This is a genomic window from Thauera sp. JM12B12, assembly GCF_039614725.1.
Lineage (GTDB): Bacteria > Pseudomonadota > Gammaproteobacteria > Burkholderiales > Rhodocyclaceae > Thauera.
In genome coordinates, this window is sequence record NZ_CP154859.1 from 3,460,626 (window position 1) to 3,484,404 (window position 23,779).

Genomic DNA, 23,779 nt, shown 5'->3' on the forward strand with positions numbered 1-23,779 from the left:
GCAGCGCGCAGCTTCGCGGGCAAGCCCGCTCCCCAAGCCCGCTCCCACAAGCCCGCTCCGCATGAAACCATGGGCGTAAAAAAGCCCGGCCGGGCGAACCCGGACCGGGCTTGTCCTCGCCGTGAGACTCAGCGCTGCGCCGGCTCGGCGATGAAGATCTCCACCCGGCGGTTCATCGCGCGCCCCGCCGCGGTCGAGTTGTCCGCCACCGGCTGACGCGAGCCGCGACCGTCGATCGCGATGCGCTGCGCCGACACGCCGCGCTGCACCAGATAGTCGCGGGTGGCCGCGGCGCGGTTGATCGACAGCGGATCGTTCACCGCGTCCGAACCGGTGCTGTCGGTATGGCCGATGATGGTCACGGTGGTGACCGGGTGCTGGTTCAGCGTGGACGCCAGGCGATCGAGCACCGGACGCATGTTGGGCTTGATCGCGTAACGGCCGACGTCGAAGGAGACGTCCGCCGGAATGTCGACCTTGAGCTGGTTGTCCGCCGTCTGGCTGATGCCGATGCCGGTGCCGGCGGTCGCCTGCTCCATCTCTGCGCGCTGCTTCTGCATGTTCTGCGACCACAGGTAGCCGCCGCCCGCACCGAGCGCGGCACCGATCGCTGCGCCCGTTGCAGCGCTCTTGCCCTTGTTGCCACCGGCCGTGGCGGCGCCGATCAGGCCGCCCGCGACCGCGCCGATGGCTGCCCCCATGCCGGTGTCACGCTGCGTCTCGGACATGTTGGCGCAACCTGCCAGACCGCCCATGGCGAGGGACACTGCGGAAAGGGTGACGATGATCTTCTTCATGTTGTTTGCCTCCGTTGAGTTGCGGGATGGACGATTATGGCCGCGCTGCGCTTTCACTCTAGCCCATTCGTGTGCAACAGAAAATGACGGAATCGCCCACGCGGCGCGGTTTTCAGGCGCGCAGCGCATTGAAGAGCGCATAGCCCGCCCAGGTCATCAACACCGATCCGAGCACGTGCGCGGTGACGTGCAAGCCGAGACAGCCAAGCGCACCGCGTTGCAGAAGGTGAAAAGCTTCGGCGGAAAAGGTCGAGAAGGTGGTGAGCCCGCCCAGCAGGCCGGTGGTGATCAGCAGCTTCACCGCCGCCGGCAGCGCCGGCCAGGCCTGTACCGCCCCGAGCGCGAGCCCCATCAGCAGCCCCCCGAGCAGGTTGGCGACCAGCGTGCCGAGCGGAACCAGCGCGAATGCCGGGTTCAGCCACACCCCCAGCCCCCAGCGCAACCAGGCGCCGCAGGCCGCCCCCGCGCCCACCGCCGCAAATGCCGCGAAACTCATCCCCACGCCTCCATGCCCCGTCCTCGGCGCCGTGCGCGGACCGCCCGCGCGCGATGGCGCCATTCTAACCAGTGCGTCCGCCACCGCCCGCAGCCGGTGTGCCACGCGCCGAAGGCCGGCGGTCGATGGGCTACAATCCGGGCATTGCGCATACCGGCCCGAGGCCGCTTCTTTCCAAGCCCGAATTCCAGATGAAACCCGAAAAATCCCCCGCCGCCGAAGCCCCCGTCGTCTCCAACTTCATCCGCAACATCATCGACGAGGACCAGCGCAGCGGCAAATGGGGTGGCCGCGTCGAGACGCGCTTCCCGCCCGAGCCCAACGGCTACCTGCACTACGGCCACGCCAAGTCGATCTGCCTGAACTTCGGCCTCGCCGAAGCCTATGGCGGCGTCTGCCACATGCGCTTCGACGACACCAACCCCGAGAAGGAAGAGCAGGAGTACGTCGACGCCATCATCGAGGCGGTGCAGTGGCTCGGCTTCGAGTGGGGCGAGCACCTGTACTTCGCCTCGGACTATTTCGACCGCATGTACGCCTGCGCGGAGAGCCTGATCAAGGCCGGCAAGGCCTACGTCGACTCGCAGTCGGCCGAGGAGATGCGCGCCAGCCGCGGCACGCTGACCGAGCCGGGCAAGGACAGCCCCTATCGCAACCGCAGCGTCGCCGAGAACCTCGAGCTCTTCGCGCGCATGCGCGCCGGCGAGTTCGCCGAGGGCACGCATGTGCTGCGCGCCAGGATCGACATGGCGAGCCCCAACATCAACCTGCGCGACCCGGCGATCTACCGCATCCGCCACGCCACCCACCATCGCACCGGCGACGCCTGGCACATCTACCCGATGTACACCTTCGCCCACCCGATCGAGGACGCGATCGAGAACATCACACACTCGGTGTGCACGCTCGAGTTCGAGGACCAGCGCCCGTTCTACGACTGGCTGCTGGATGCGCTCGCCACCGAAGGCCACTTCCCGCGCCCGCTGCCGCAGCAGATCGAGTTCGCCCGCCTCAACCTGACCTACGTCGTGCTCTCCAAGCGCAAGCTGATCCAGCTCGTCAATGAAGGCCACGTCGCCGGCTGGGACGACCCGCGCCTGCCGACGCTGATCGGCGCCCGCCGCCGCGGCTTCACCGCCGCCGGCTTCCGCCGCTTCGCCGAGCGCATCGGCGTGTCCAAGGCCGACTCGTGGATCGACATGAGCGTGCTCGAGGAATGCATGCGCGACGACCTCAACGAGGCCGCCGAGCGCCGCGTCGCGGTGCTCGACCCCCTGAAGCTGGTCATCACCAACTACGCCGAAGGCGCCTCCGAGCTGTGCCAGGCGCCGAACCATCCGCTCAAGCCCGAGCTGGGCAAGCGCGACATGCCGTTCTCGCGCGAGCTGTGGATCGAGCGCGAGGACTTCATGGAGGAGCCGGTCAAGGGCTTCCACCGCCTCTACCCGGGCAACATGGTGCGCCTGCGCTACGGCTTCGTGGTCAAGTGCACCGGCTGCGAGAAGGACACCGCCGGCAACATCACCGCGGTACTCGCCGAGTACATGCCCGACTCCAAGTCCGGCACCCCCGGCGCGGACAACTACAAGGTCAAGGGCAACCTGCACTGGGTGTCGGTGGCGCACGGCTACGAGGCCGAGGTCCGCATCTATGACCGCCTCTTCGCCCACCCCCACCCCGGCCAGCGCCGCGAAGGCGACGCGCCCGACGCCGAGCGCGACTTCCTCGACGACATCAACCCCGACAGCAAGCGCGTGATCACGGCCTACCTCGAGCCCGCGCTCAAGGCGGCCCAGCCGGAAGACCGCTTCCAGTTCGAACGCCACGGCTACTTCGTCGCCGACCGCGTCGATTCGAAGCCGGGCGCGCCGGTGTTCAACCGCACGGTCACGCTGAAGGATTCGTGGGCCAAGGGCGGTAAGCAGGCTTGATCTGACAGGAGAGCGACGATGGCGACGAAGGGTTCGACCGACGTGATGGCCACCTCGCTCGCACATCGGGTCGGGCCCCTCGAGCGGGTCGGGCGGACTGCCTTTACCGCGCCCGGCGCAAGGAATCCGCCGGGGCTGCGCGGGGCATTCCTTCTGCAGGCTGCGGAACTCGCCCTTCGGGCTCGGACAGTCCTCGCCTGCGCCAGGAACACCCCACGCATCCCCGGCTCACGCCATGGGGTTCCATCGGCACAGAACAGGATCCTGATGGGATCTTTTCTGCGGGTCGGCCGGCGAAATCGGTTCCTGGATGCGTGCGTGGGGTTCCTGGAGAGGCGAGGACTGTCCGAGCGAAGCGAGTTCCGCAGCCCCGGAAGGAACTCCACGCACGCATCCCTCGCGCAGGCTTGAGGCACCCCCACGATGACCGTCCCGAAGTACCACGAACTCATTCGCCCCCTGCTCGACCTCGTCGCCGACGGACGTCCTCGCAACCTACGAGAAGCGTCACAAGAGCTTGCAGAACGATTGCAGCTCAGCGACGAAGATCTGTCCGAAACCCTCCCCAGTGGCTATCCGCGCTACCTGAACCGGGTTGGTTGGGCGAAAAGCGATCTCAACAAGACAGGGCTCATCGAAAGCTGCGGTCGTGGCTTGTTCAGGATCTCGGACAAGGGTCGCAACCAGCTACCTGAGCTCCCACTCCAGCTCGATCGGAAATACTTCGAAGCACGCGGGATGGGGAGCTGGAAGGCCGCCACTGCACCCAACGCGACGGAGGCGGTCGATGCGAGAGCAGACGAGGCACTGACCCCGGAAGAGCGGATCGAGGAAATGCTGACAGAGATCCAGGACGCGCTCGAGCAGGAAGTCCTCACCCAGCTTCGGTCGATCAACCCGGCAAGCTTCGAGCGCTTCGTCGTCCGCCTGCTGGCCGCCATGGGGTACGGCGTCGGCGAAGTGACCGGGCGCTCCGGCGACGGAGGCATCGACGGCGTGATCTACGAGGACCGGCTCAAGCTCGACCGCATCTACCTGCAGGCGAAGCGCTGGGCGGATGCACCCGTGGGCGGCCCGGACATCAACGGATTCCTCGGCGCACTCGCAAAGCACGGAGCCAACCGCGGCGTCTTCGTCACCACCAGTCGATTTACGCAAGACGCAAGGCGTGCGGTCGAATTGCCCCACCTTCGGCTGGTCCTGATCGATGGCGAAGAGCTCGCCCGGCTCGCGGTCGAACACAACGTCGGCGTGTCGGTGAAGCGCAAAATCGAATTGAAGCGCCTCGACACCGACTTCTTCGACGACCTCTAAACGCCCCCCCTCCATGAAGACCCTGCGCCCCCTTCTCCTGCTCGCCCTCCTCGCCGCGCTGGTGGGCGCGGGAATCTGGTGGATGACCCGCCCGAAGCCGGTCGAGGTGGTGGTGCACGAGGTGGCCCGCGGCACGGTCGAGGCCACGTTGACCAACACCCGCGCCGGCGAGGTCGAGGCCTGCCAGCGCGCGAAGATGGCGACCATCGCCGGCGGGCGCATCGAGTGGCTGGGGGTGGAGGAAGGCGATCGCGTCGAGGCCGGGCAGGTGCTGATGCGGCTTTGGCATGGCGACCTCGACGCACGCGCGGCGGTCGCCCGTGCCCAGCTCGCCACCGCGCGCCAGCGCGTGCATGAGGTCTGCACGATGGCGGCCAACGCCGAGCGCGAGGCAGCCCGTCAGGCGCAACTGGTCAAACGCGGCTTCGTTTCCGCCAGCGCCGAAGAGAAGGCGCGCACCGACGCACGCGCGCGCCGTGCCGCCTGCGACACCGTGCAGGCCGACGTCGCCACCGTCGAGGCCCAGCTCGTGGCCACCGAAACGGATCGCCAGCGCCTGGTGCTGGTCGCCCCCTTCGCCGGCACCGTGGCCAAGATCAGCGGCGAGCTCGGCGAGTACGCCACCCCTTCGCCGCCCGGCGTGCCGATGCCGCCGGCGATCGACCTGATCGACGACTCCTGCCTGTACGTGAAGGCGCCGATGGACGAGATCGACGCACCGAAGATCCAGCCCGGGCTGCCGGTGCGCATCACGCTCGAGGCTGTCCCCGGCAAGGTGTTCGCGGGCACGGTGCGCCGGGTGGCGCCCTACATCACCGCGGTGGAGAAGCAGGCACGCACGGTGGCGGTAGACGTGGATTTCGTGAATCAGGACGACGCGCGCGGCATGCTGGTGGGCTACAGCACGGACGTGGAGATCGTGCTGGCGACGCGTGCGGACGTGCTGCGGATTCCGACCGGCGCCTTGCGCGAGGGTGGCAAGGTGCTGGTGGTGGAAGGCGACACGCTGGTCGAGCGGACGCTGCAGACCGGGGTCGCGAACTGGGAATTCACGGAGGTGGTATCGGGATTGGCGGAGGGGGAACGGGTGGTGACATCGCTGGAGCGGGAGGGGGTGCGGCCTGGGGCGACGGTGGTCGTCCAACCGTAAGGGGACCTGACGGGAACAGGGCGACGATCCGCCAGGGACGCGCGGGGTATTCCTGAAGGGGCGAGGACTGTCCGAGCCGAGCGCAGCGATGGCGCTCATTTGCGTACCCTCCGCAAAGCACCGCGCAGCGGTGCAGCCCCGGAAGGGACACCTCGTGCGCATCCGCAGCAGCGAGCCGTAAAGCGAAGAAGGTTTGAATCCGCCCACGTAACAACAGAAACGCCAAGGCCTTGAGCCCGACCCGGAAACACACCATGGCCCAGATCGAACTCGATCACATCGACCGCATCTTCAAGCTCGGCGACAGCGCGGTGCACGCCCTGCGCGACATCACGCTGCGCATCGAGGCCGGCGAGTACGTCTCGGTCATGGGGCCATCGGGTTCCGGCAAATCCACGCTGCTCAACCTGCTCGGCCTGCTCGACCGCCCCAACGCCGGCGCCTACCGGCTCGAAGGCCGCGACGTCACCACGCTCTCGCCAGACGAGCAGGCCACCGTGCGCAGCGCCCGCATCGGCTTCGTGTTCCAGAGCTTTCACCTCGTCCCCCGCCTCACCGCGGCCGAGAACATCGGCCTGCCGCTGGTGCTCGCCGGTCTCCCGGTCGCCGAGCGCGAACCGCGTATCGCGCAGGCGGTGGAGGACTTCGGCCTCGGCGGACGCGCCCACCACCGCCCGGAGGAGCTCTCCGGCGGCCAGCGCCAGCGCGTCGCGATCGCGCGCGCCACCATCATGCGGCCGGCGGTGCTGCTCGCCGACGAACCCACCGGCAACCTCGACCGCGCCACCGGCCACGAGGTCACCGCGCTGCTCGAGGCGCTCAACGCCGCCGGCACCACGCTGATCGTCGTCACCCACGACCCGGCGATGGGCGAGCGCGCGCACCGCCGCATCCTGATGGAGGACGGCGCGATCCGGCAGGACCTGCAGGCCGCGGCGGCAGCGCCCGAAGCCCCTGGCGCTGTTTCCGCCCCGCCGCCGCGATGAGCCCCGCCGACACCCTGCGCTTCGCCACCCGCGCCGCCACCGCGTGGCCGCTGCGCACCGCGCTGATGATGCTCGCGATGTCGATCGGCGTCGCCGCGGTGGTGGTGCTGACCGCGCTCGGCGATGGCGCCCGGCGTTACGTGGTCAACGAATTCTCCGCGCTCGGCGCCAACCTCCTGATCGTGCTGCCCGGACGCACCGAGACCGGCGGCGTCAATGCCGGCAGCTTCGTCAGCAGCACCCCGCGCGAGCTCACCAACACGGACGCCGCGGCACTGCTGCGACTATCGCTGGTACAGCGCGTGGCGCCGCTCGCGGTGGGCAACGCCGAGATCGCAGTCGGCGGCCGGCTGCGCGAGGTCATGGTGGTCGGCACCAGCACCGACTTCCTCGAGCTGCGCGGCCTCGCGCTAGGCCAGGGCAGCTTCCTGCCGCGCGAGGACTTCAACCGCGCTTCGGCGGTGGCGGTGATCGGTGACGCGCTGCGCGCGGAACTGTTCCCGGGCCAGAACGCGGTCGGCCGCATGATCCGCGTCGGCGACACCCGGTTGCGCGTGATCGGCGTGCTCGCGCCGTCCGGGCGCGGGCTGGGCATGACCACCGACGAGCTGGTGCTGGTGCCGGTGGCAACCGCGCAGGCGATGTTCGACACCAGCGGGCTGTTCCGCATCTTCGTCGAGGCCCGCGGGCGCGAAGCACTGCCGGCCGCGCAACGCCAGATCGAGGAACACCTGCGCGCGCGGCGCGACGGCGAGCTCGACTTCACCGTGATCACCCAGGACGCCCTGCTCGGCACCTTCGACCGCATCCTCGGCGCGCTCACCCTGGGCGTGGCGGGCATCGCCGCCATCAGCCTCGCGGTCGCCGGCATCCTGGTGATGAACGTGATGCTGGTCGCGGTCACCCAGCGTACCGCCGAGATCGGCCTGCTCAAGGCGCTGGGCGCGCGCGCACGCACCATCCGCGCAGCCTTCCTGGCCGAGGCGGCGCTGCTGTCGCTTGCCGGCGCGCTCTTCGGTTTCGCGCTCGGCCACGCCGGCGCCTGGGGCGTGCGCCTGGCCTTTCCCGATCTGCCGGCATGGCCGCCCGACTGGGCGGTGATCGCCGCGCTCGCCACCGCGCTCGGCACCGGGGTGCTGTTCGGCGTGCTGCCCGCACGCCGCGCCGCCCGGCTCGATCCGGTGCAAGCCTTGTCCAGACGGTAGCGAGCATGCGCTGGCGCGACGCCCTCCACCTCGCCCTGCGCGCGATCACGGCGCACCGGTTGCGCAGCTTCCTGACCCTGCTCGGCATCGGCGTAGGCATCGCCGCGGTCATCCTGCTCACTTCGATCGGCGAAGGCCTCAACCGCTTCGTGCTCGCCGAGTTCAGCCAGTTCGGCACCAACGTCATCAACATCCACCCCGGCCGCCAGGGCGCACGCGGCGGTCCGCCCGGCCTGCCCTCGACCGCGCGCGACCTCACGTTGGACGACGCCGAGGCCCTGGCCCGCCTGCCCCATGTCCGCCACGTCAGCGGCTCGGTGAGCGGCAACGCCGAGGTCCGCGCCCAGGGCCGGGTGCGGCGGGCCACCGTGCTAGGCGTCGGCCCGCAGATGCAGGAGGTGTACTCGATGCGGGTGAGCGTCGGCCAGTTCCTGCCGCCCGACGAGGCCGCCAGCGCACGCGCCTTCGTGGTGCTCGGACCCAAGCTCAAGCGCGAGCTCTTCGGCAGCGCCAACGCCCTCGGCGAACGCGTCGAGATCGGCGCCGAGCGCTTCCGCGTGGTCGGCATCATGGAGGAGAAGGGTCAGTTCCTCGGCATCGACCTCGACGATGCCGCCTACATCCCGGTGGTGCGCGGCCTGGCGCTTTACCAGCGCGACGGTCTGATGGAGATCGCGCTGACCTACGACCCGGAGGCCTCCGCCGCACGCGTTGCCGCGACGGTCAGGCAGCTGATGATCGCCCGCCACGGCCGCGAGGACTTCTCCCTGCTCACGCAGGAAGACATGCTCGCCACGCTGTCCAACATCCTCGACATCCTCACTGCCGCAGTCGGCGCGCTCGGCGGCATCTCGCTGGTGGTGGGCGGCGTGGGCATCGTCACGATCATGAGCATCGCGGTCACCGAGCGCACGGGCGAGATCGGCCTGCTGGTCGCACTCGGCGCGCGCCGGCGCACCATCCTCGCGCTCTTCCTCGGCGAGGCAGTGGTGCTCGCCGGCATCGGCGGCCTGCTCGGCCTGCTCGCAGGCGCCGGGCTCGCGCAGCTGGTCGGACTGCTGGTGCCGGCGATGCCGGTGGCCACGCCCTGGCAGTTCGCCCTCGCCGCCGAGGGGGTGGCCCTGGTGGTCGGCCTGGCCGCTGGCGTGCTGCCGGCGCGACGGGCGGCACGGCTCGATGCGGTGGAGGCGCTGCGGGCCGAGTGAGGGACTGCAGGGTCCGTTGGCGTGCGCGCGAACCCAGGGCGTCCCGGCACGCGTTGCGAAATGCCGACACTCTGTCGCAAGCGCACACAGCGCGAAGGTGTTGACCCAGGTCAACCCTCCTTCAACTACCCCTGCATTTTTCATGCAACAAACTAGATTGAAATCAAGTTCAGCGTGAAATCGATCACGGTACGGCGCACAAGGCACCGCACCGCAAGGCAATACCGAGGAGACCATCATGTGCACGTTCGACGCCCCCATCGCCCGCTGCGAAGCCATGCATCAAATGGTGCTGCTGGACGAAACCCGCAAGGAATGCGCTTGCGAACACGGCTGCCCACCCGGGCAGGAGTGCCCGCTCGCCGCCTGCTTCGCCCACCAGAGCGGCCTCTATGAAGCCCATCCGGAAGTCGGCCCCCACGGCCAGCCGCGCGCAGGCGCGGCGGTGCACTGAGCCTTCGCAGAAGGGCTTCGGCGTACATCGCGAGGAGAAGGTCGGCCACTGACGCAGGAACCTGAGCCAGCCAGAGCGGTCAGTTTTCCCTAAATAGAAACACGGGCGCCACGCGCGAAGCGGTCGGCGCCCATTCTTTCGGGGGGACGACCATGAATCTGCCGTGCGAGGGTGCGCCGTGCTGGCCAGCATAGGACTGATCGCGTTCGCCATGCTGGCGGCGCCGCCTCTTGCCGCGCGGCTGGATCAGCGCGCCGGGTGGCTGCTCGCCCTAGCGCCGCTTGCCGCTTTCGTCCATTTTCTGACTCAGATGCCCGCCGTCGCTGCCGGCGGCGTCATTTCCTCGACCCTCGCCTGGGTACCGGCGCTGGGCGTCGAGCTCGCCTTCCGCCTCGACGGCCTGTCGTTGCTGTTCGCGCTGCTGATCACCGGCATCGGCACCCTGATCGTCCTCTATGCCGGCGCCTACCTCTCCGACCACCATCACCTCGGCCGCTTCTACGCCTACCTGCTCGGCTTCATGGCGGCCATGCTCGGCCTGGTGCTGGCCGACGACCTGATCGTGATGTTCGTGTTCTGGGAGCTGACCAGCGTCACCTCCTTCCTGCTCATCGCCTTCCAGCACGACAAGGCAGAGTCCCGCCGCTCGGCGCTGCAGGCCCTGCTGATCACCGGCGGCGGCGAGCTGGCGCTGCTCGCCGGCCTGATCCTGCTCGGCACGGTCGGCGGCAGCTGGCAGTTCTCCGGACTGTCGGGCGAGGCGATCGCCGGGCATGCGCTCTACCCCGCGATCCTCGTCCTGGTGCTGATCGGGGCCTTCACCAAGTCGGCCCAGTTGCCCTTCCACCTCTGGCTGCCGAATGCGATGGCGGCGCCCACGCCGGTATCGGCCTACCTCCACTCGGCGACGATGGTGAAGGCCGGCGTGTATCTGCTCGCCCGCCTCAATCCGGCCCTCGGCGACTCGATCGCCTGGAGCACGATCCTGATCAGCATCGGCGCCGCCACCGCACTGGTCGGCGCGGTGCTGGCCATCCGCCAGTCCGACCTCAAGCGCGTGCTCGCCTACACCACGGTGACGGTGCTCGGCCAGCTCACCATGCTGCTGGGCACCAACACCCACTACGGCCTGCAGGCCTTCGCGATCTACCTGGTGGCACACGCCTTCTACAAGGCGGCGCTGTTCATGGCGGTGGGCTCGATCGACCACGCCACCGGCACGCGCCAGATCGCACTCCTCGGCGGGCTGCTCCGCTACATGCCGCTGACCGGCTTCGCGGTCGCGCTCGCCGCCTTCTCCAACGCCGGCCTGCCGCCCTTCTTCGGCTTCATCGCCAAGGAGTTCACCTACGCCGGCCTGATCGCGCTCGGCCTCGCGGGCTGGATCACCACAGCAGTGATGATCCTCACCAACGCGCTGCTGCTGACCGCGGCCGGCCTCGTCTTCGTGCGCGCCTTCCTCGGCAGGGAGGGGCGCTACCCGCACGCGCCGCACGAGGTCAGCCTGCCGATGTGGATCGGGCCGATGCTGCTGGCGATCGGCGGCTTCGTGTTCGGCGCCTTCAACAACCTCGCCGAGCTGTGGCTGATCGACGCCGCAGTGCAGGCGATCTCGCGCGGCACGGTGCCGGTGAACCTTTACCTCTGGGGCGGCTTCACCCCGGCCCTGCTCGCCAGCCTGCTCACCGTGGCACTGGGCGTCTTCTTCTACCTGCAGCGCACCCGCCTGCGCCGCCGCCTGTCGCTGTGGCGGGTGCTGTGGCGGGTGAGCGGCGACATGATCTGGGACCGCCTGTTGAAGCGCGTCTTCGCGTTCGCCACCCGGGTCGCCGACCGCTTCCAGCACGGCTCGCTGCGCCAGCACATCAGCGCGCTGGTGCTGGCGATCGCCGGCTTCGCGCTGATCGGGCTGATCGCCTCGACCGGCGACGACCTCGTCTGGCCGGAGGTCACCAGCGCGATCAACCTCGCCGCCGTGCTCGGCTGCCTGCTCGCGATCGCCGGCGCCGCCGCGGCGGCGGTGATGCCCGGCCGCGTCGCGCTCGTCGCCACCCTGGGCGCGAGCGGGCTGGGGATGGCGATGTTCTTTCTCGCCTCGCGCGCACCCGACGTGGCGATCACCCAGCTCATGGTCGAGACCCTGACCGTGATCTTCCTCGCGCTCGTGCTCCGCCGCCTGCCGCCGACGCAGCTGGTGGGCTCGCGCAAGCCGGCGGCGAAGCGCTTCCACGCCGTGGTTGCGATCCTGATCGGCACGGTGGTGGCGGCGATGATGCTGATGACGGTGAGCCAGCCGCTGCCCGGCGACATCGCGCGCTGGTATCTCGACAACAGCCTGCCCGGAGGGCACGGCGCCAACGTGGTGAACGTGATCCTGGTGGATTTCCGCGCGCTCGACACCCTGGGCGAGATCCTCGTCGTCGGCCTCGCCGGACTCGCGGCCGCAAGCCTGCTCGCCAGCGGCAAGCCGGGGCGCGGCGCGGCCGAGGGTAGCTCGGACTTCGGCTCGGTGCTGTTGCGCCAGGGCATCCTGCCGCTGTCGGCCCTGCTCGCCCTGGTGTCGCTGATGCTGCTGTGGCGTGGCCACAACCTGCCCGGCGGCGGCTTCATCGGCGGCCTGGTGGCAGCCTGCGCCGCGGTGCTGCTGGCGCTCGCCTTCGGCACCACGCGCGCACGCGCGGTGCTGCCCCTGCCGCCGGTCGCGGTACTGGCGATCGGGCTCGGCATCGCCACCTTCGCCGGCATGATCGGGCTCATCCACGGCGAGCCCTTCCTCACCGGCAACTGGATCTTCCCCGCAGGGCTGCCGCTCGGCACGCCCCTGCTGTTCGACGTCGGCGTGTTCCTCACCGTGCTCGGCGCGGTGCTGCACATGCTCCTGCGCCTGCTCGAGCGGGAGGCCTGAAGATGGAAATCATCGTTTCGATCACCGTCGGCGTGCTGGTCGCGATCGGCATCTGGATGATGCTCGACCGCGGACTGCTGCGCGTGGTGCTCGGTGTGATCGTGCTCGGCAACGGGGTGAATCTGGCGGTGTTTTCCGCCGGGCGCCTGGACGGTCGCGCCGCAGCCTTCGTCACCGAGGCCGGTGCCCCCGCGCTCGCCGCCAACCCGCTGCCGCAGGCGCTGGTGCTGACCGCGATCGTGATCGGCTTCGCGCTCTTCGTGTTCGCGCTCGCGGTCCTCAAGCGCAGCTGGGAACTGCACGACAACGTCGAGACCGACCGCATCACCGCGGTCGCCGAGGAGCCATCGCCCGACCTGCCCGCCCCCCCGGTGCCGGCAGGCGCTGACGCGGGCCGACGCACGGCCGGAGGCAAACGGGCGCCAAGCACCGCGGGCACGCCGGCGGCACACGAGGGCGGCACGACATGAACGCACTCGTCGTCTCGCCGCTGATCATCCCGCTCGCCACCCTGGTGGCGACCCTGCTCGCTCGCCGCGCCCCGCGCCTGGTGGCTGCGCTCAGCCTGCTCGGTGCGCTCGCGCTCACCGCCGCCGGCCTCGCCCTGGTGGGGCTGGCGGCGCAGGGCGAGATCCTCGCCAGCCAGGCGGGCGGCTGGGCCGCGCCCTACGGCATCACCCTGGTCATCGACCGCCTGTCGGCAGTGATGGTGGCGATCACCGGCATCGTCGGCACCGCCACCATCGTGTTCGCGCTCGCTCGCGACGAGGACCCGGCGCGCGGGCGCGACTTCCATCCATTGGTGCATGGCCTGCTCGTCGGCGTGTGCGGTGCCTTCGTCACCGGCGACGTGTTCAACCTCTACGTCTGGTTCGAGGTGCTGCTGGTGGGCTCCTTCGCGCTGCTGGTGCTGGGCGGGGGCAAGCGCAGGTTGTCGGGCACCGTGGTGTACGTCGTGCTCAACCTCGTGGCGACGATGATGTTCCTGCTCGCCGCCGGCATGCTCTATGGCGCGAGCGGCAGCCTCAACATGGCCCTGCTGGCGCAGGCCTTTGCCGCCGGCGAGGTGCCGGCGACGGCGCACGCGGCGGTGGTGCTGATGCTGACCGCGTTCTCGATCAAGGCCGCGCTGTTCCCGGTGTTCGGCTGGCTTCCGGCCTCCTACCACGTCGCATGGACGCCGATCTCGGCGCTCTTCGCCGGCCTGCTCACCAAGGTCGGCGTGTATGCGCTGATCCGCATCGTCACCCTGTTCTGGCCGCAGGCGGGGGTGGCCCACGAGGTGCTGCTGTGGGTCGCCTGCGCGACCATGCTGATCGGCGTGCTCGGCGCCGCGGCCCAGGTCGAGGTGCGGCGCATCCTGTCCTTCCACATCGTCAGCCAGGTCGGCTACATGATCCTGGGCCTCGCGCTCGCCACCCCGCTCGCGCTCGCCGGCGCGGTGTTCTACCTCATCCACCACATCGTGGTGAAGGCCAACCTGTTCTTCATCGGCGGCATCGCCGCGCGCCTGACCGGTTCGGAGCGGCTGGCGGCGATGGGCGGGCTGTATGCGTGCGCGCCCTGGCTGGCGGTGCTGTTCGCCATTCCCGCGCTGTCGCTCGCCGGCATCCCGCCGCTGTCGGGGTTCTGGGCCAAGTTCGTGCTGGTCAAGGCCAGCCTGGACACGAGCGCCTGGATCGCCGCCGCGGTGGCGCTGGTCACCGGCATCTTCACCCTGCTGTCGATGAGCAAGATCTGGAACGAGGCCTTCCTCAAGCCGCATCCGGCCGGCGCGCAGGGCGCCCGCAGCGCGGCCGGACTGCGCCCGGCGGTGTGGGCGGTGACGGCGCTCGCGGCGATGACGGTGGCGATCGGTCTCGCCGCCGGCCCGGTTATGGACTATGCGGTGGCGGCGGCGGAGCAACTCGCGACCCCCCGCGGCTATATCGAAGCGGTCATCCGCGCGGGAGGGAACTGAGCATGCTCGGCGTACATATCCTGCTGGCGGTGGGCCTGGCCGCCTTCGCCGATGCGCTCAGCCCGCTCGGCGTGGCGGCCGCCTTCCTGCTCAGCTACGTGGCCCTGCGGCTGGCGATGGACCTCATCGGCATCCGCCGCTACCTGCGCCGGCTGGAGCTCGGCACCGCGTTCGCGTTCTGGTTCGTGGGCGAGGTCTTCCGCGCCAGCATCGACGTCGCCCGCGTGGTGCTCGGCCGCCGGGTGGATCCGCAGCCAGCGGTGGTACGCCTGCGCCTTGCGCGTCGGGACGCGCGCTTCGCCACCCTGCTCGGCTGCCTGCTGACGCTGACGCCCGGAACGATGGCGCTCGACTACGCCCCCGACTCGGGTGTGATGTACGTCCACGCACTGGACGCACGCGACGCCGATGCGGTCGAGGCCGGCGTGCGCGCGATCGAGCGCCGCCTGCTGCGCTGGCTGGAGGCAGGCGAACCCGCTTCGGGAGCGGACCCCTGGAGGGACGACGCATGATGAACGAGATTGCCGGGGCAGCCTGGGTGCTGCCGCTCACCTTTGCGCTCCAGGGGCTGAGCGCGCTGCTGATCCTCGCGCGACTGGTGCGCGGACCACGCGCCACCGACCGCGTGGTGGCGATCGACGCGCTGACCATGATCGGCATCGGCGTGATCGCGCTGCTGGCGGTGTGGGGCGCTCAGCCGATGCTGCTCGACGCGGCGGTGGTGCTTGCCCTCGTATCCTTCCTCGGCACGACCGCCTTCATCCTGATGTTCCGCCGGCGCGGCCGCGGTCCCGACGAGGCGGTGACCTGGCCCGACCCGCGTCCGCCGGCAATCGAGCCGGCGGCGGTCAGTCCGCGTAGTCCGAGAGAGCGGCCATGAGCGGCGGCATGCTGCCCTGGCTGTCGGCGGCACTGTTGCTCGGCGGCGCCCTGATCGGCCTGATCGGCGCCATCGGCGTGCTGCGCCTGCCCGACAGCTACACGCGCATGCACTCGGCGAGCAAGGCCGGCGCGCTCGGCGCGGCGATGATTCTGGCCGGGGTCGCGGCCGCCAGCGAAGGCGCGTTCGCGCTCGCCGCGGTGTTCGCCCTCGTCGTGCTCCTGGCCACCGCCCCGCTCGCCGCACACGCCATGGCGCGCGCCGCACATCGGGCGGGGATCACACCGGTGACGGGGGCGCTGGGGGATGCGCTGGCTGAAGAGGAGCGGGCGAAAGACGTTACGGATTCGGCGAAAACATGAGGCCTCGCGCGAAGGTCCGCTCGCGAGCGTTCATCAGCTTCTTGGGATTGCTCCTGGGCAAGGGCGCAGACTCGGCGTGCTTTCTAACCGAACGCCGCATGGGATGCGGAAAGTCCGCCGGGGACGCGCGGGGTATTCCTTCCGGGGCTGCGGAACTCACTCGATTCCTCGCTCGGACAGTCCTCGCCCCTTCACGAATACCCCACACATCCCCGGCTACCGTGGTTGCCGCTCGACTGCCCAAGAACCATCGATCTCTGACGCTTTGCTCTCTTGCGGTGGGGGCTGCGGCGGAGCCTCAGACTCAGTGTTCTGCTTTCCGTTGATCTGCACCCACGATTCCCGGATGCGTGCGGGGTGTTCCTGAAGGGGCGAGGACTGTCCGAGCCGAGCGCAGCGACGGCGAGATCCGCAGCCACGGAAGGAACACCCCGTGCGCGTCCCCGCAGCGAGCCGCCAAGCTGAGCGGTTTTTCGCCTTCAACCACCATCCGCCAAGCTCCAGCACCCCTGAAAACCCCCTCACCCGAAGCGCTCATCCTCACGCAGGAAGCGCCACTGCCCCAGCGGCAGATCACCCAGCTTCACGCGCCCGATCCGCACCCGCTTCAGACCCACCACCTTCAGCCCGACCAGCTCGCACATGCGCCGGATCTGACGCTTGCGCCCCTCGCGCAGCACGAAGCGCAACTGGTCGTCGTTGATCCACTCCACCTGCGCCGGGCGCAGCGGGCGATCATCCAGCCACAGGCCATGGTTGAGCAGCGTCAGGCCATTTTCGGCCAGCGTACCCTCGACACGCACGAGGTACTCCTTTTCGACCTTGGAGTCATCACCGATGAGCTGGCGCGCCACGCGGCCATCCTGGGTCAGCACCAGCAGCCCGGTGGAATCGATGTCGAGGCGACCGGCAGGGGCGAGGTTCTTCAGGTGGCTGGGATGGAAGCGCTGCGCGCTTTCGCGGTCGGCCTGGTTGTCGGCGCCGACCAGGCTCACCGCGGGGGCATAGCCCGGCTCCGGCTGGCCGGATACGTAGCCCACCGGCTTGTGCAGCAGAATGGTCACGCGCTGCTGCTGGGTGCGGGTGGCCTCGGCCGCAAGCGTGATGCGCGCGTCAGGGTCGATGCGCACCCCCAGCTCCGACACCCGCTTGCCGTCGACGAAGACCCAGCCGCGCTCGATGAACTCGTCGGCCTCGCGGCGCGAGCAGATGCCGCGCTCGGCCATCACCTTTGACAGGCGCACGCCCTCGGGCGGCACCCGATCCTCAGCGGAAGCACGCCCCGGCACAGCGCGGGGAGCGGTCTCGGAGGCCTTCACGCGGACACCTCCGCGGGGCACCGCAGGGGCGACATCCTCCACCTTGGCGCGGGTGGCATCGCGCCCCTTGCCGCGCGAGCCATCGGCGGCCTTGCCGCCAGCTGTACGCGGCGCCTCGGCCCGCGCTGGACGCGTAGCCTCCTTGCGCTCGGGCCGCGACGCCTCCCCGCGCGCGGGCCGGCCGCCTTCGGACCGTGATCCACGAGGTGCATCGGAGCGCACACTGCGCGGCGCTCCGGGACCTGCAGCGCGCGGTGCGTCACTGCGCGCGCCGCCTGCTGCGTCGCCGCGCTCCTCGCGCGGCCTCTCGCTGCGACCGGTACGCGGCGCCTCGCCACGACCAGCGCGCGGCGCCTCGGCGGGCCTGGTTCGCTGCACCTCCGCCTTGCTCCGCTCAGGCGCGTCGGCCACCGGCGCAGGAGTCCGGTCCGCCTCGTCGGGCTCGCCGGCCTCGCGCGTGCGCAACTTGAGCGTGCCGCGCAGCGTCGACGGTGCGGGCTTGGGCGGGTTTCGGCGAATCGTGTTCAAGAGCGTCCCCTGGCTGTTCAAGGCCGCATTATCGCCCAATCAGCCCCGCGGCCGCGGCTCACCGCGCGCGAGGCATCAGTGGTGCGCGGCGCGCGCGTCGTCGCCACCGTCGTCCTCGCCGTCGCCGGGCAGGCTCTCGAAGGTGCTCCAGCCATGGGGGCGGCCGGTGGGCGGCAGGCCCTCGCGCAGCTCGGCGTGCTCGTGCAGGTGGGCCTTGGCGATGAAGTGCGCACTGATCGGCGCGGTCAGGAACAGGAAGGCGGTGATCAGGACCTCGTGGATCGACAGGTCGCCCTCGAAGGCGGCGAAATACACCATCGAGGCCGCCAGGGCGCCGCCGACGCCGAGCGTGGTGGCCTTGGTCGGCGCATGCAGGCGGGTGAGCAGGTCGGGGAGCTTGACCATGCCGACGGAGCCCACCAGGGCGAAGAGACCGCCGAGCACGATCAGCACCGAGACGAGCAGTTCAAGAAGGAATGTCATGGCGTGCCCCGCTCACTCGATGACGTCGCCGCGCAGCACGAAGCGGCAGTAGGCGACGGTGGCGATGAAGCCGAACATGGCGAACAGCAGCGCAGCCTCGAAGAAGATCGTGGTGCGCTGCTGGATGCCGAACAGGATGATGAGGGCGATGACGTTGATCACCATGGTGTCGACCGCGAGCACGCGGTCCATCAGCGTGGGGCCGCGCAGCAGGCGCCACAGGTTGAGCAGCAGCGCGAGCGAGATCGCGGCGAAGCCGAAATGAAGCGCGTGTTCGATCACGGGAAGATCTCCTTGAGACGGGCCTCGTAGCGCTCCTTCATCTGCCGCACCGCGTCCTCGGCGTCGGGCGCATCGAGGCAGTGGACGAGCAGGCTGCGGCCATCGGCGGACAGGTCGCAGGACACCGTCCCGGGCGTCATCGTGATGGTGCCGGCGAGCACGGTGATCGCCTCGGGCGAGCGCAGCTCGAGTGGCAGCACCACCCAGCGCACCTCGAGCTCGCGCGCGCGGCGGAAGAGGATGAGCCGGGTCACCTGCAGGTTGGCCACCACCACGTCCCACGCCAGCACGCCAAGGTAGGCGAGCGCCTTGCGGTAGGACTTGATCGGCGGGCGTTCGGGCCAGAACTGGCTGGTCAGACGCGAAATCACGACCGCCAGCACCGTGCCCACGAGCAGCCCCCCGACGCTGAAGTCGTTGAGGAGCAGCATCCACAACAGCACCAGCACGAGGGTGAGCCAGGGATGCGGCAGCCAGCGCTCGAGGCGGCTGCGCGAGTCGGTCGGAGGGTGTTGGACGGCCATCAGCGCAACGCTCCTGCGGCGCCGAGCACCGCCTCGATGTAAGCCGCCGGCGCATAGAGCTGCCTGGCGGTCGTCTCCAGCCAGGCGTGCACCGGGCCCGCGAACACGGTCAGCGCCACCAGGCAGGCGAGCAGCCCGCCCACGGCCACGAAGCCGAGCGTGTCCCCAGCGCGCCCGGAGGCCGGTGCCGTGGGCTGCGCGTGCGGTTTCCAGAACAGCAGGCTGCCACCGCGCGAGAAACCGACGATGGCGATCAGCGAGGTCGCCAGGATCAGCGTCCAGAACCAGCCCGCATGCGCCGAGGCGCGCACGCCGTCGAGCACCAGCAGCTTGCCGACGAAGCCCGAGAGCGGCGGCATGCCGCTCATGGCGATCGCGGCGACGAAGAACAGCGCGCCGATCAGTCCGCCCTGGGCGAAGCGTGGCGCGAGCACCAGGCGGTCGCGCAGCAGGCCGCGGCGCTCGGCGACGAGGTCGGCGATCAGGAACAATGCGCCGGCGGCGAGCGTGGAGTGGATCAGGTAGAACAGGGCCGCGCTCGTGGCCTGCTCGGTGAACACCGCCACGGTGGCAAGCAGCATGCCCATCGAGCCGATCACCGCGAAGCTCGCCATCTGCCCGAGGCTGCGCGCGGCGAGCACGCCGGTCATGCCCAGCACCAGCGTGACCAGCGCCGCCGGCAGCAGCCAGGGTGCCGCCAGCCAGGCCGCCTCGCCGGCATCGGCACCGAAGGCGAGCACGTACAGGCGGATGATCGAGTACGCACCGACCTTGGTCATGATCGCGAACAGCGCCGCAACCGGCCCGGGCGCATTGGCGTAGGTGCCGGGCAGCCAGAAGTGCAGCGGCACGAGCGCGGCCTTGACCGCGAACACCAGCAGCAGCAACACCGCACCGGTCTGCAGCAGCGCCTGATCGGCCGCCGCCACCTGCGGCACCTTCACCGCCAGGTCGGCCATGTTGAGCGTGCCGGTGACGCTGTAGATGAGGCCGACCGCGATCAGGAACACCGAGGAGCCGACCAGGTTGGTGACCACGTATTGCACACCCGCCTTCATCCGCAGCCCGCCGCCGCCGTGCACCATGAGGCCGTAGGAGGCGATGAGCAGGATCTCGAAGAACACGAACAGGTTGAAGAAGTCGCCAGTGAGGAAGGCGCCGTTGATACCCATCAGCTGGAACTGGAACAGCGGGTGGAAATGCTTGCCGCGCAGGTCCCAGCCGCTGGTTGCATAGAGCAGCACGCCCAGGCCGAGCACCGCGGCGAGCAGCAGCATCAGCGCCGACAGGCGGTCGAGCGCGAGCACGATGCCGAAGGGCGCCGGCCATGCGCCGAGCGCGTAGGTGCGCACGCCGCCGTCGCTGGCGGCGACGAAGAGGCCGATTGCGATCGCCAGCATCGCCAGCATCGAGGCGATCGAGAACACGCGCGCGAGCACGCGGTCGAAGCGCGCCGCGATGACCAGCAGCGCGCCCACCACCGCAGGCACCAGGATGGGCAGGATCAGGGCGTGGTTCATGCGCGCGCCCCGCCCTTCTTCGCCCCCGGCCCGGCTGCCTGCTTGCGGCCGCGCAGCTTCCAGTCGTCGTCGCTGGCTTCGGGCGAGGCATCGCCCGGCAGGTCGACGTGGTCGTTGCCGGTCTCGAGATAGGCGCGCAGCGCCATCACCACGATCACCGCGGTCATGCCGAAGGAGATCACGATCGCGGTCAGCACCAGCGCCTGCGGCAGCGGGTCGATATAGGCGGCGGCAGCGGGCGAGATGACCGGAGGCTGGTTGATCGCCAGCCGGCCGGTGGCGAACAGGAACAGGTTGGTGGCGTAGGTGATCAGCGACAGTCCGATCACCACCGGGAAGGTGCGCGCGCGCAGCACCAGGTAGATGCCGGCCGCGGTCATCACGCCGATGGCGCTGGCGACGAGGAATTCCATCAGCTGTGCTCCTTGCGGGCGGTGGCGCTGGGGTCGACGTCCATCGCCGACTTGTTGATCGTGCACGAACTCGTCCACCGCCCCATGCGCGACAGGTTGGCGAGCGCGAGCATCACCGCGCCGACCACGGTGAGGAAGACCCCGGTGTCGAAGGCCATCGCGCTGGCGAGCTCGAACTCGCCCACCAGCGGCAGATGGAAATGACCGAAGGTGGACGTGAGGAAGGGCTGATCGAGCACCATCGCAGCCACGCCGGTCGCTGCGGCGACGAGCACGCCGGCGCCGATCATGGCGTGGTAGTTCACGCTCACCCGTCGCGCCGCCCAGCCGAAGCCGCTCGCCATGTACTGCATGATGAGCGCGATGGACACGACCAGCGCGGCGATGAAACCCCCGCCCGGTTGGTTGTGCCCGCGCAGGAAGATGTACGCGCCGACCAGCATCGCCAGCGGCAGCATGACGCGGGTGGCCACCACCATGATCATCGGGTGGCGATCGGCGGACTGCGGCATGTCGGGCGACCAGGCGCTCAGGCGGCGGCCGACGCGGCCGAACAGGGTGCCGTCGAGCAGGGCGTAGATCGTCAGCGCGGCGATGCCGAGCACGGTGATCTCGCCGAAGGTGTCGAAGCCGCGGAAATCCACCAGGATCACGTTGACCACGTTGGTGCCGCCGCCGCCCGAGACCGCGTTCTCGAGGTAGTAGTGCGACAGCGAGGTGCCGTCGCGGGTCAGCATCGCCCAGCTCACCCCGGCCATGCCGAGGCCGGCGATGGTCGCGAGCACGCCGTCGCGCAGGTGGCGCAGCGGATCGGCGCGCACCGAGGAGCTGTGTGGCCCCTCCTTGGGCAGGAAATAGAGCGCGAGCAGGATCAGGATCACCGTGGTGACCTCGACCGAGATCTGCGTCAGCGCGAGGTCGGGCGCCGACAGGTAGATGAAGGCCACGCACACGATCAGGCCCACCGTGCCGACGATCAGCACCGACAGCACGCGGCGGCGGAACAGCATCACGGTGAGCGCGCAACCGCCCACCAACAGCACCCAGGCGACGATCGCCGCCGGCGCGGCCGGCAGCAGTTCGCGCGAACCCGCCGCATGCGGCGCGTTGAAGAAGGCGACGAAGCCGGCGAGGGTCACCGCGCCGAGCGCAAACGCCAGGTAGCGCTGCAGGGAGCCGTTGTGCAGACCGTGGGTGAGACGCTCCGCCGCCGCCACCGCGCGGGCGATGAAGCCATCGAACATCGCCTTCGCCTCCGGGTGCGGCCCCGCCTGCCAGAGCGCGCGCACGCGGCGATAGGCGGCCAGCGCAGTCAGGCCGACCACCACGGCAACCGCCGACAGCGCGAGCGCCGGGGTGAAACCGTGCCACAGCGCGAGGTGGTAATCCATCAGCGCGCCGCCGGTGACCGCACGCGAGACCACCGCCACCAGCGGCCCCGCCACCGTGTCGGGGAACAGCCCGATCGCCACCACCAGCACCACCAGCAGCGCCGGCGGCAGCCACATGCCGGCGGGCGGGTCGTGTGGCGCGCGCGGATAGTCGTCGCGGCGCGCGCCGAAGAACACATGCACGATGTAGCGGAACGAGTACGCCACCGAGAAGCACGCCGCCAGCGTCGCCAGCGCGGCGACCACCCAGCCGTTGCCCAGCCAGGCGGTGTCGACCGCCTCGTGCAGCATCATCTCCTTGGAGATGAACCCGTTCAGCGGTGGCAGCCCGGCCATCGACGCGCCCGCCACCATCGCCATCGTCGCCGTGATCGGCATCAGCTGCAGCAGGCCGCCGAGGCGCTTGATGTCGCGCGTGCCGGCCTCGTGGTCGACGATGCCGGCGTTCATGAACAGCGCGGCCTTGAAGGTGGCGTGGTTGAGGATGTGGAACACCGCCGCCACCGCGGCGAGCGGCGTGCCGAAGCCGAGCAGCATGGTCACCAGGCCGAGGTGGCTGACGGTGGAATAGGCCAGCAGGCCCTTGAGGTCGTCCTTGAAGAGCGCGATGCCGGCCGCCACCAGCATGGTCACCAGGCCGGTGGTGGCGACGATGTAGAACCATTCCGGCGTGCCGGCGAGCACCGGCCACATGCGCGCCATCAGGAACAGCCCCGCCTTCACCATCGTCGCCGAGTGCAGGTAGGCCGACACCGGCGTGGGCGCCGCCATCGCGTGCGGCAGCCAGAAGTGGAAGGGGAACTGCGCGCTCTTGGTGAAGCAGCCGGCGAGGATCAGCACCAGCGCCGGCACATACAGCGGCGAAGCCTGGATCGCCTCCCGGTTCTGCAGGATGTCGGTGAGATTGTAGGAGCCGGCGATGTCGCCCAGGATCAGCATGCCGGCGATCATCGCCAGCCCGCCGGCGCCGGTCACGGTGAGCGCCATGCGCGCGCCCTGGCGGCCTTCGGGCAGGTGCTTCCAGTAGCCGATGAGCAGGAACGACGACAGGCTGGTCAGTTCCCAGAACACCAGCAGCAGCAGGATGTTGTCCGACAGCACCACGCCCACCATCGCGCCCTGGAACAGCAGCAGGTAGGTGTAGAACACCCCCATCGGGTCGTCCTTGGCGAGGTAGAAGCGCGCATAGACGATGATCAGCATGCCGATGCCGAGGATCAGCCCGGCGAAGAACAGGCCCAGTCCGTCGAGGAAGAAGCTCGCCTGCAGGCCGAGCGCAGGCAGCCAGTCCCAGCTCGCGGAGACGATCTCGCCACGAAACACCGCGGGCACGTGCGACATCAGCAAGGCGAAGGCGAGCAGGGTGAACGCGAAGGTGCTGGTGGCGCAGGCGCTGCGGCCGGCACGGATCATCAAGGCCGGGAACAGGGCACCGATGAAGGGCAACAGCACGATCAGGACGAGACTCATCTGGGCATCCGGCGAGGAATGGGGTGATTGCGGGCGGAAGCACCGGTCATGCAGCCGCACACGGGGCTGCGCAGCGGCCGCCAGCTCCGGCTCAAGGCGCTCGAAGCCACGCCAGCCGTGCATCCCGGGCAAAGTATATATGCAAGCGCAGCAACGCCTGCATGGTACGCTGTTTCACTAGGCGAAATCAGGGCACCCGGTTAC

General features: G+C 69.7%; 22 protein-coding genes. 13 read left to right on the top strand and 9 right to left on the bottom strand.

The annotated features are described in order from the left end of the window. Window positions 1–128: 128 nt before the first annotated feature. On the bottom strand, window positions 129–797 hold the full coding sequence (locus AAG895_RS15690) for an OmpA family protein (RefSeq protein WP_345792920.1): 669 nt from the start codon (window positions 795–797) through the stop codon (window positions 129–131). A 112-nt stretch (window positions 798–909) separates the two neighbouring features. Beyond that, on the bottom strand, window positions 910–1,293 hold the full coding sequence (gene crcB / locus AAG895_RS15695) for a fluoride efflux transporter CrcB (protein ID WP_345792921.1): 384 nt from the start codon (window positions 1,291–1,293) through the stop codon (window positions 910–912). A 191-nt stretch (window positions 1,294–1,484) separates the two neighbouring features. On the opposite strand from crcB, the gene AAG895_RS15700 reads away from it, so the two are divergent. The 13 genes from AAG895_RS15700 to mnhG all read left to right on the top strand — a co-directional run bounded on the left by AAG895_RS15700 (window position 1,485) and on the right by mnhG (window position 15,645). Further along, a complete protein-coding gene (locus AAG895_RS15700) occupies window positions 1,485–3,224 on the top strand; it encodes a glutamine--tRNA ligase/YqeY domain fusion protein (RefSeq protein WP_345792922.1) in 1,740 nt (579 codons plus the stop codon). 423 nt (window positions 3,225–3,647) lie between these two features. Beyond that, window positions 3,648–4,538 (top strand): restriction endonuclease, encoded by an 891-nt coding sequence (locus AAG895_RS15705; RefSeq protein ID WP_345792923.1) that lies wholly within the window; start codon window positions 3,648–3,650, stop codon window positions 4,536–4,538. A 13-nt stretch (window positions 4,539–4,551) separates the two neighbouring features. Next, window positions 4,552–5,688 (top strand): efflux RND transporter periplasmic adaptor subunit, encoded by a 1,137-nt coding sequence (locus AAG895_RS15710; RefSeq protein WP_345792924.1) that lies wholly within the window; start codon window positions 4,552–4,554, stop codon window positions 5,686–5,688. A 254-nt stretch (window positions 5,689–5,942) separates the two neighbouring features. After that, window positions 5,943–6,674, top strand: coding sequence for an ABC transporter ATP-binding protein (locus AAG895_RS15715; RefSeq protein ID WP_345792925.1), 732 nt, complete (start codon window positions 5,943–5,945; stop codon window positions 6,672–6,674). Continuing rightward, complete coding sequence (locus AAG895_RS15720; RefSeq protein ID WP_345792926.1) at window positions 6,671–7,879, top strand: ABC transporter permease; 1,209 nt, start codon at window positions 6,671–6,673, stop codon at window positions 7,877–7,879. The genes AAG895_RS15715 and AAG895_RS15720 overlap by 4 nt, the downstream gene beginning before the upstream one ends. A 5-nt stretch (window positions 7,880–7,884) precedes the next feature. Further along, window positions 7,885–9,084 carry an ABC transporter permease gene (locus AAG895_RS15725; protein WP_345792927.1) on the top strand — a complete coding sequence of 400 codons (1,200 nt, stop codon included), beginning with the start codon at window positions 7,885–7,887 and terminating at the stop codon, window positions 9,082–9,084. Window positions 9,085–9,322: 238 nt separating this feature from the next. Then, window positions 9,323–9,538 (top strand): hypothetical protein, encoded by a 216-nt coding sequence (locus AAG895_RS15730; RefSeq protein ID WP_345792928.1) that lies wholly within the window; start codon window positions 9,323–9,325, stop codon window positions 9,536–9,538. A gap of 178 nt (window positions 9,539–9,716) precedes the next feature. Further along, a complete protein-coding gene (mbhE, locus tag AAG895_RS15735) occupies window positions 9,717–12,443 on the top strand; it encodes a hydrogen gas-evolving membrane-bound hydrogenase subunit E (protein WP_345792929.1) in 2,727 nt (908 codons plus the stop codon). Between the two features lie 2 nt (window positions 12,444–12,445). Beyond that, a complete protein-coding gene (locus tag AAG895_RS15740) occupies window positions 12,446–12,913 on the top strand; it encodes an NADH-quinone oxidoreductase subunit K (RefSeq protein WP_345792930.1) in 468 nt (155 codons plus the stop codon). Beyond that, window positions 12,910–14,403 (top strand): proton-conducting transporter membrane subunit, encoded by a 1,494-nt coding sequence (locus AAG895_RS15745; protein ID WP_345792931.1) that lies wholly within the window; start codon window positions 12,910–12,912, stop codon window positions 14,401–14,403. Before AAG895_RS15740 ends, AAG895_RS15745 begins: the two co-directional genes overlap by 4 nt. 2 nt (window positions 14,404–14,405) lie before the next feature. Further along, window positions 14,406–14,915 carry a Na+/H+ antiporter subunit E gene (locus tag AAG895_RS15750; RefSeq protein WP_345792932.1) on the top strand — a complete coding sequence of 170 codons (510 nt, stop codon included), beginning with the start codon at window positions 14,406–14,408 and terminating at the stop codon, window positions 14,913–14,915. Further along, a complete protein-coding gene (locus AAG895_RS15755; protein ID WP_345792933.1) occupies window positions 14,912–15,283 on the top strand; it encodes a monovalent cation/H+ antiporter complex subunit F in 372 nt (123 codons plus the stop codon). The genes AAG895_RS15750 and AAG895_RS15755 overlap by 4 nt, the downstream gene beginning before the upstream one ends. Further along, entirely contained in the window at window positions 15,280–15,645 is a 366-nt protein-coding gene (mnhG, locus tag AAG895_RS15760) for a monovalent cation/H(+) antiporter subunit G (RefSeq protein ID WP_345792934.1), read from the top strand. The genes AAG895_RS15755 and mnhG overlap by 4 nt, the downstream gene beginning before the upstream one ends. A 521-nt stretch (window positions 15,646–16,166) precedes the next feature. On the opposite strand, the gene AAG895_RS15765 is transcribed toward mnhG, so the two are convergent. From AAG895_RS15765 to AAG895_RS15795, 7 genes are all read right to left on the bottom strand, one after another. After that, window positions 16,167–16,964, bottom strand: a complete 798-nt coding sequence (locus AAG895_RS15765; protein ID WP_345792935.1) for a pseudouridine synthase — start codon at window positions 16,962–16,964, stop codon at window positions 16,167–16,169. A gap of 603 nt (window positions 16,965–17,567) precedes the next feature. Continuing rightward, window positions 17,568–17,975, bottom strand: coding sequence for a Na+/H+ antiporter subunit G (locus AAG895_RS15770; protein ID WP_345792936.1), 408 nt, complete (start codon window positions 17,973–17,975; stop codon window positions 17,568–17,570). 12 nt (window positions 17,976–17,987) lie between these two features. Beyond that, window positions 17,988–18,257, bottom strand: a complete 270-nt coding sequence (locus tag AAG895_RS15775) for a K+/H+ antiporter subunit F (protein ID WP_345792937.1) — start codon at window positions 18,255–18,257, stop codon at window positions 17,988–17,990. Continuing rightward, window positions 18,254–18,781 carry a Na+/H+ antiporter subunit E gene (locus tag AAG895_RS15780; RefSeq protein WP_345792938.1) on the bottom strand — a complete coding sequence of 176 codons (528 nt, stop codon included), beginning with the start codon at window positions 18,779–18,781 and terminating at the stop codon, window positions 18,254–18,256. The genes AAG895_RS15775 and AAG895_RS15780 overlap by 4 nt, the downstream gene beginning before the upstream one ends. Then, entirely contained in the window at window positions 18,781–20,301 is a 1,521-nt protein-coding gene (locus AAG895_RS15785) for a monovalent cation/H+ antiporter subunit D (RefSeq protein WP_345792939.1), read from the bottom strand. Before AAG895_RS15785 ends, AAG895_RS15780 begins: the two co-directional genes overlap by 1 nt. After that, the gene (locus tag AAG895_RS15790; RefSeq protein WP_345792940.1) at window positions 20,298–20,714 is read right to left on the bottom strand and encodes a Na+/H+ antiporter subunit C; all 417 of its coding nucleotides are present in this window, start codon (window positions 20,712–20,714) and stop codon (window positions 20,298–20,300) included. The genes AAG895_RS15785 and AAG895_RS15790 overlap by 4 nt, the downstream gene beginning before the upstream one ends. Further along, window positions 20,714–23,575: a monovalent cation/H+ antiporter subunit A gene (locus tag AAG895_RS15795; protein WP_345792941.1), complete on the bottom strand. Its 2,862-nt coding sequence runs from the start codon at window positions 23,573–23,575 to the stop codon at window positions 20,714–20,716. Before AAG895_RS15795 ends, AAG895_RS15790 begins: the two co-directional genes overlap by 1 nt. Between the last annotated feature and the right edge of the window lie 204 nt (window positions 23,576–23,779).

Excerpts from the sequence above, each read along its gene's own strand:
- AAG895_RS15690 (WP_345792920.1), bottom strand. The coding sequence starts at position 797 with ATGAAGAAGATCATCGTCACCCTTTCCGCAGTGTCCCTCGCCATGGGC.
- crcB (WP_345792921.1), bottom strand. The coding sequence starts at position 1,293 with ATGAGTTTCGCGGCATTTGCGGCGGTGGGCGCGGGGGCGGCCTGCGGC.
- AAG895_RS15700 (WP_345792922.1), top strand. The coding sequence starts at position 1,485 with ATGAAACCCGAAAAATCCCCCGCCGCCGAAGCCCCCGTCGTCTCCAAC.
- AAG895_RS15705 (WP_345792923.1), top strand. The coding sequence starts at position 3,648 with ATGACCGTCCCGAAGTACCACGAACTCATTCGCCCCCTGCTCGACCTC.
- AAG895_RS15710 (WP_345792924.1), top strand. The coding sequence starts at position 4,552 with ATGAAGACCCTGCGCCCCCTTCTCCTGCTCGCCCTCCTCGCCGCGCTG.
- AAG895_RS15715 (WP_345792925.1), top strand. The coding sequence starts at position 5,943 with ATGGCCCAGATCGAACTCGATCACATCGACCGCATCTTCAAGCTCGGC.
- AAG895_RS15720 (WP_345792926.1), top strand. The coding sequence starts at position 6,671 with ATGAGCCCCGCCGACACCCTGCGCTTCGCCACCCGCGCCGCCACCGCG.
- AAG895_RS15725 (WP_345792927.1), top strand. The coding sequence starts at position 7,885 with ATGCGCTGGCGCGACGCCCTCCACCTCGCCCTGCGCGCGATCACGGCG.
- AAG895_RS15730 (WP_345792928.1), top strand. The coding sequence starts at position 9,323 with ATGTGCACGTTCGACGCCCCCATCGCCCGCTGCGAAGCCATGCATCAA.
- AAG895_RS15740 (WP_345792930.1), top strand. The coding sequence starts at position 12,446 with ATGGAAATCATCGTTTCGATCACCGTCGGCGTGCTGGTCGCGATCGGC.
- AAG895_RS15745 (WP_345792931.1), top strand. The coding sequence starts at position 12,910 with ATGAACGCACTCGTCGTCTCGCCGCTGATCATCCCGCTCGCCACCCTG.
- AAG895_RS15750 (WP_345792932.1), top strand. The coding sequence starts at position 14,406 with ATGCTCGGCGTACATATCCTGCTGGCGGTGGGCCTGGCCGCCTTCGCC.
- AAG895_RS15755 (WP_345792933.1), top strand. The coding sequence starts at position 14,912 with ATGATGAACGAGATTGCCGGGGCAGCCTGGGTGCTGCCGCTCACCTTT.
- mnhG (WP_345792934.1), top strand. The coding sequence starts at position 15,280 with ATGAGCGGCGGCATGCTGCCCTGGCTGTCGGCGGCACTGTTGCTCGGC.
- AAG895_RS15770 (WP_345792936.1), bottom strand. The coding sequence starts at position 17,975 with ATGACATTCCTTCTTGAACTGCTCGTCTCGGTGCTGATCGTGCTCGGC.
- AAG895_RS15780 (WP_345792938.1), bottom strand. The coding sequence starts at position 18,781 with ATGGCCGTCCAACACCCTCCGACCGACTCGCGCAGCCGCCTCGAGCGC.
- AAG895_RS15785 (WP_345792939.1), bottom strand. The coding sequence starts at position 20,301 with ATGAACCACGCCCTGATCCTGCCCATCCTGGTGCCTGCGGTGGTGGGC.
- AAG895_RS15790 (WP_345792940.1), bottom strand. The coding sequence starts at position 20,714 with ATGGAATTCCTCGTCGCCAGCGCCATCGGCGTGATGACCGCGGCCGGC.
- AAG895_RS15795 (WP_345792941.1), bottom strand. The coding sequence starts at position 23,575 with ATGAGTCTCGTCCTGATCGTGCTGTTGCCCTTCATCGGTGCCCTGTTC.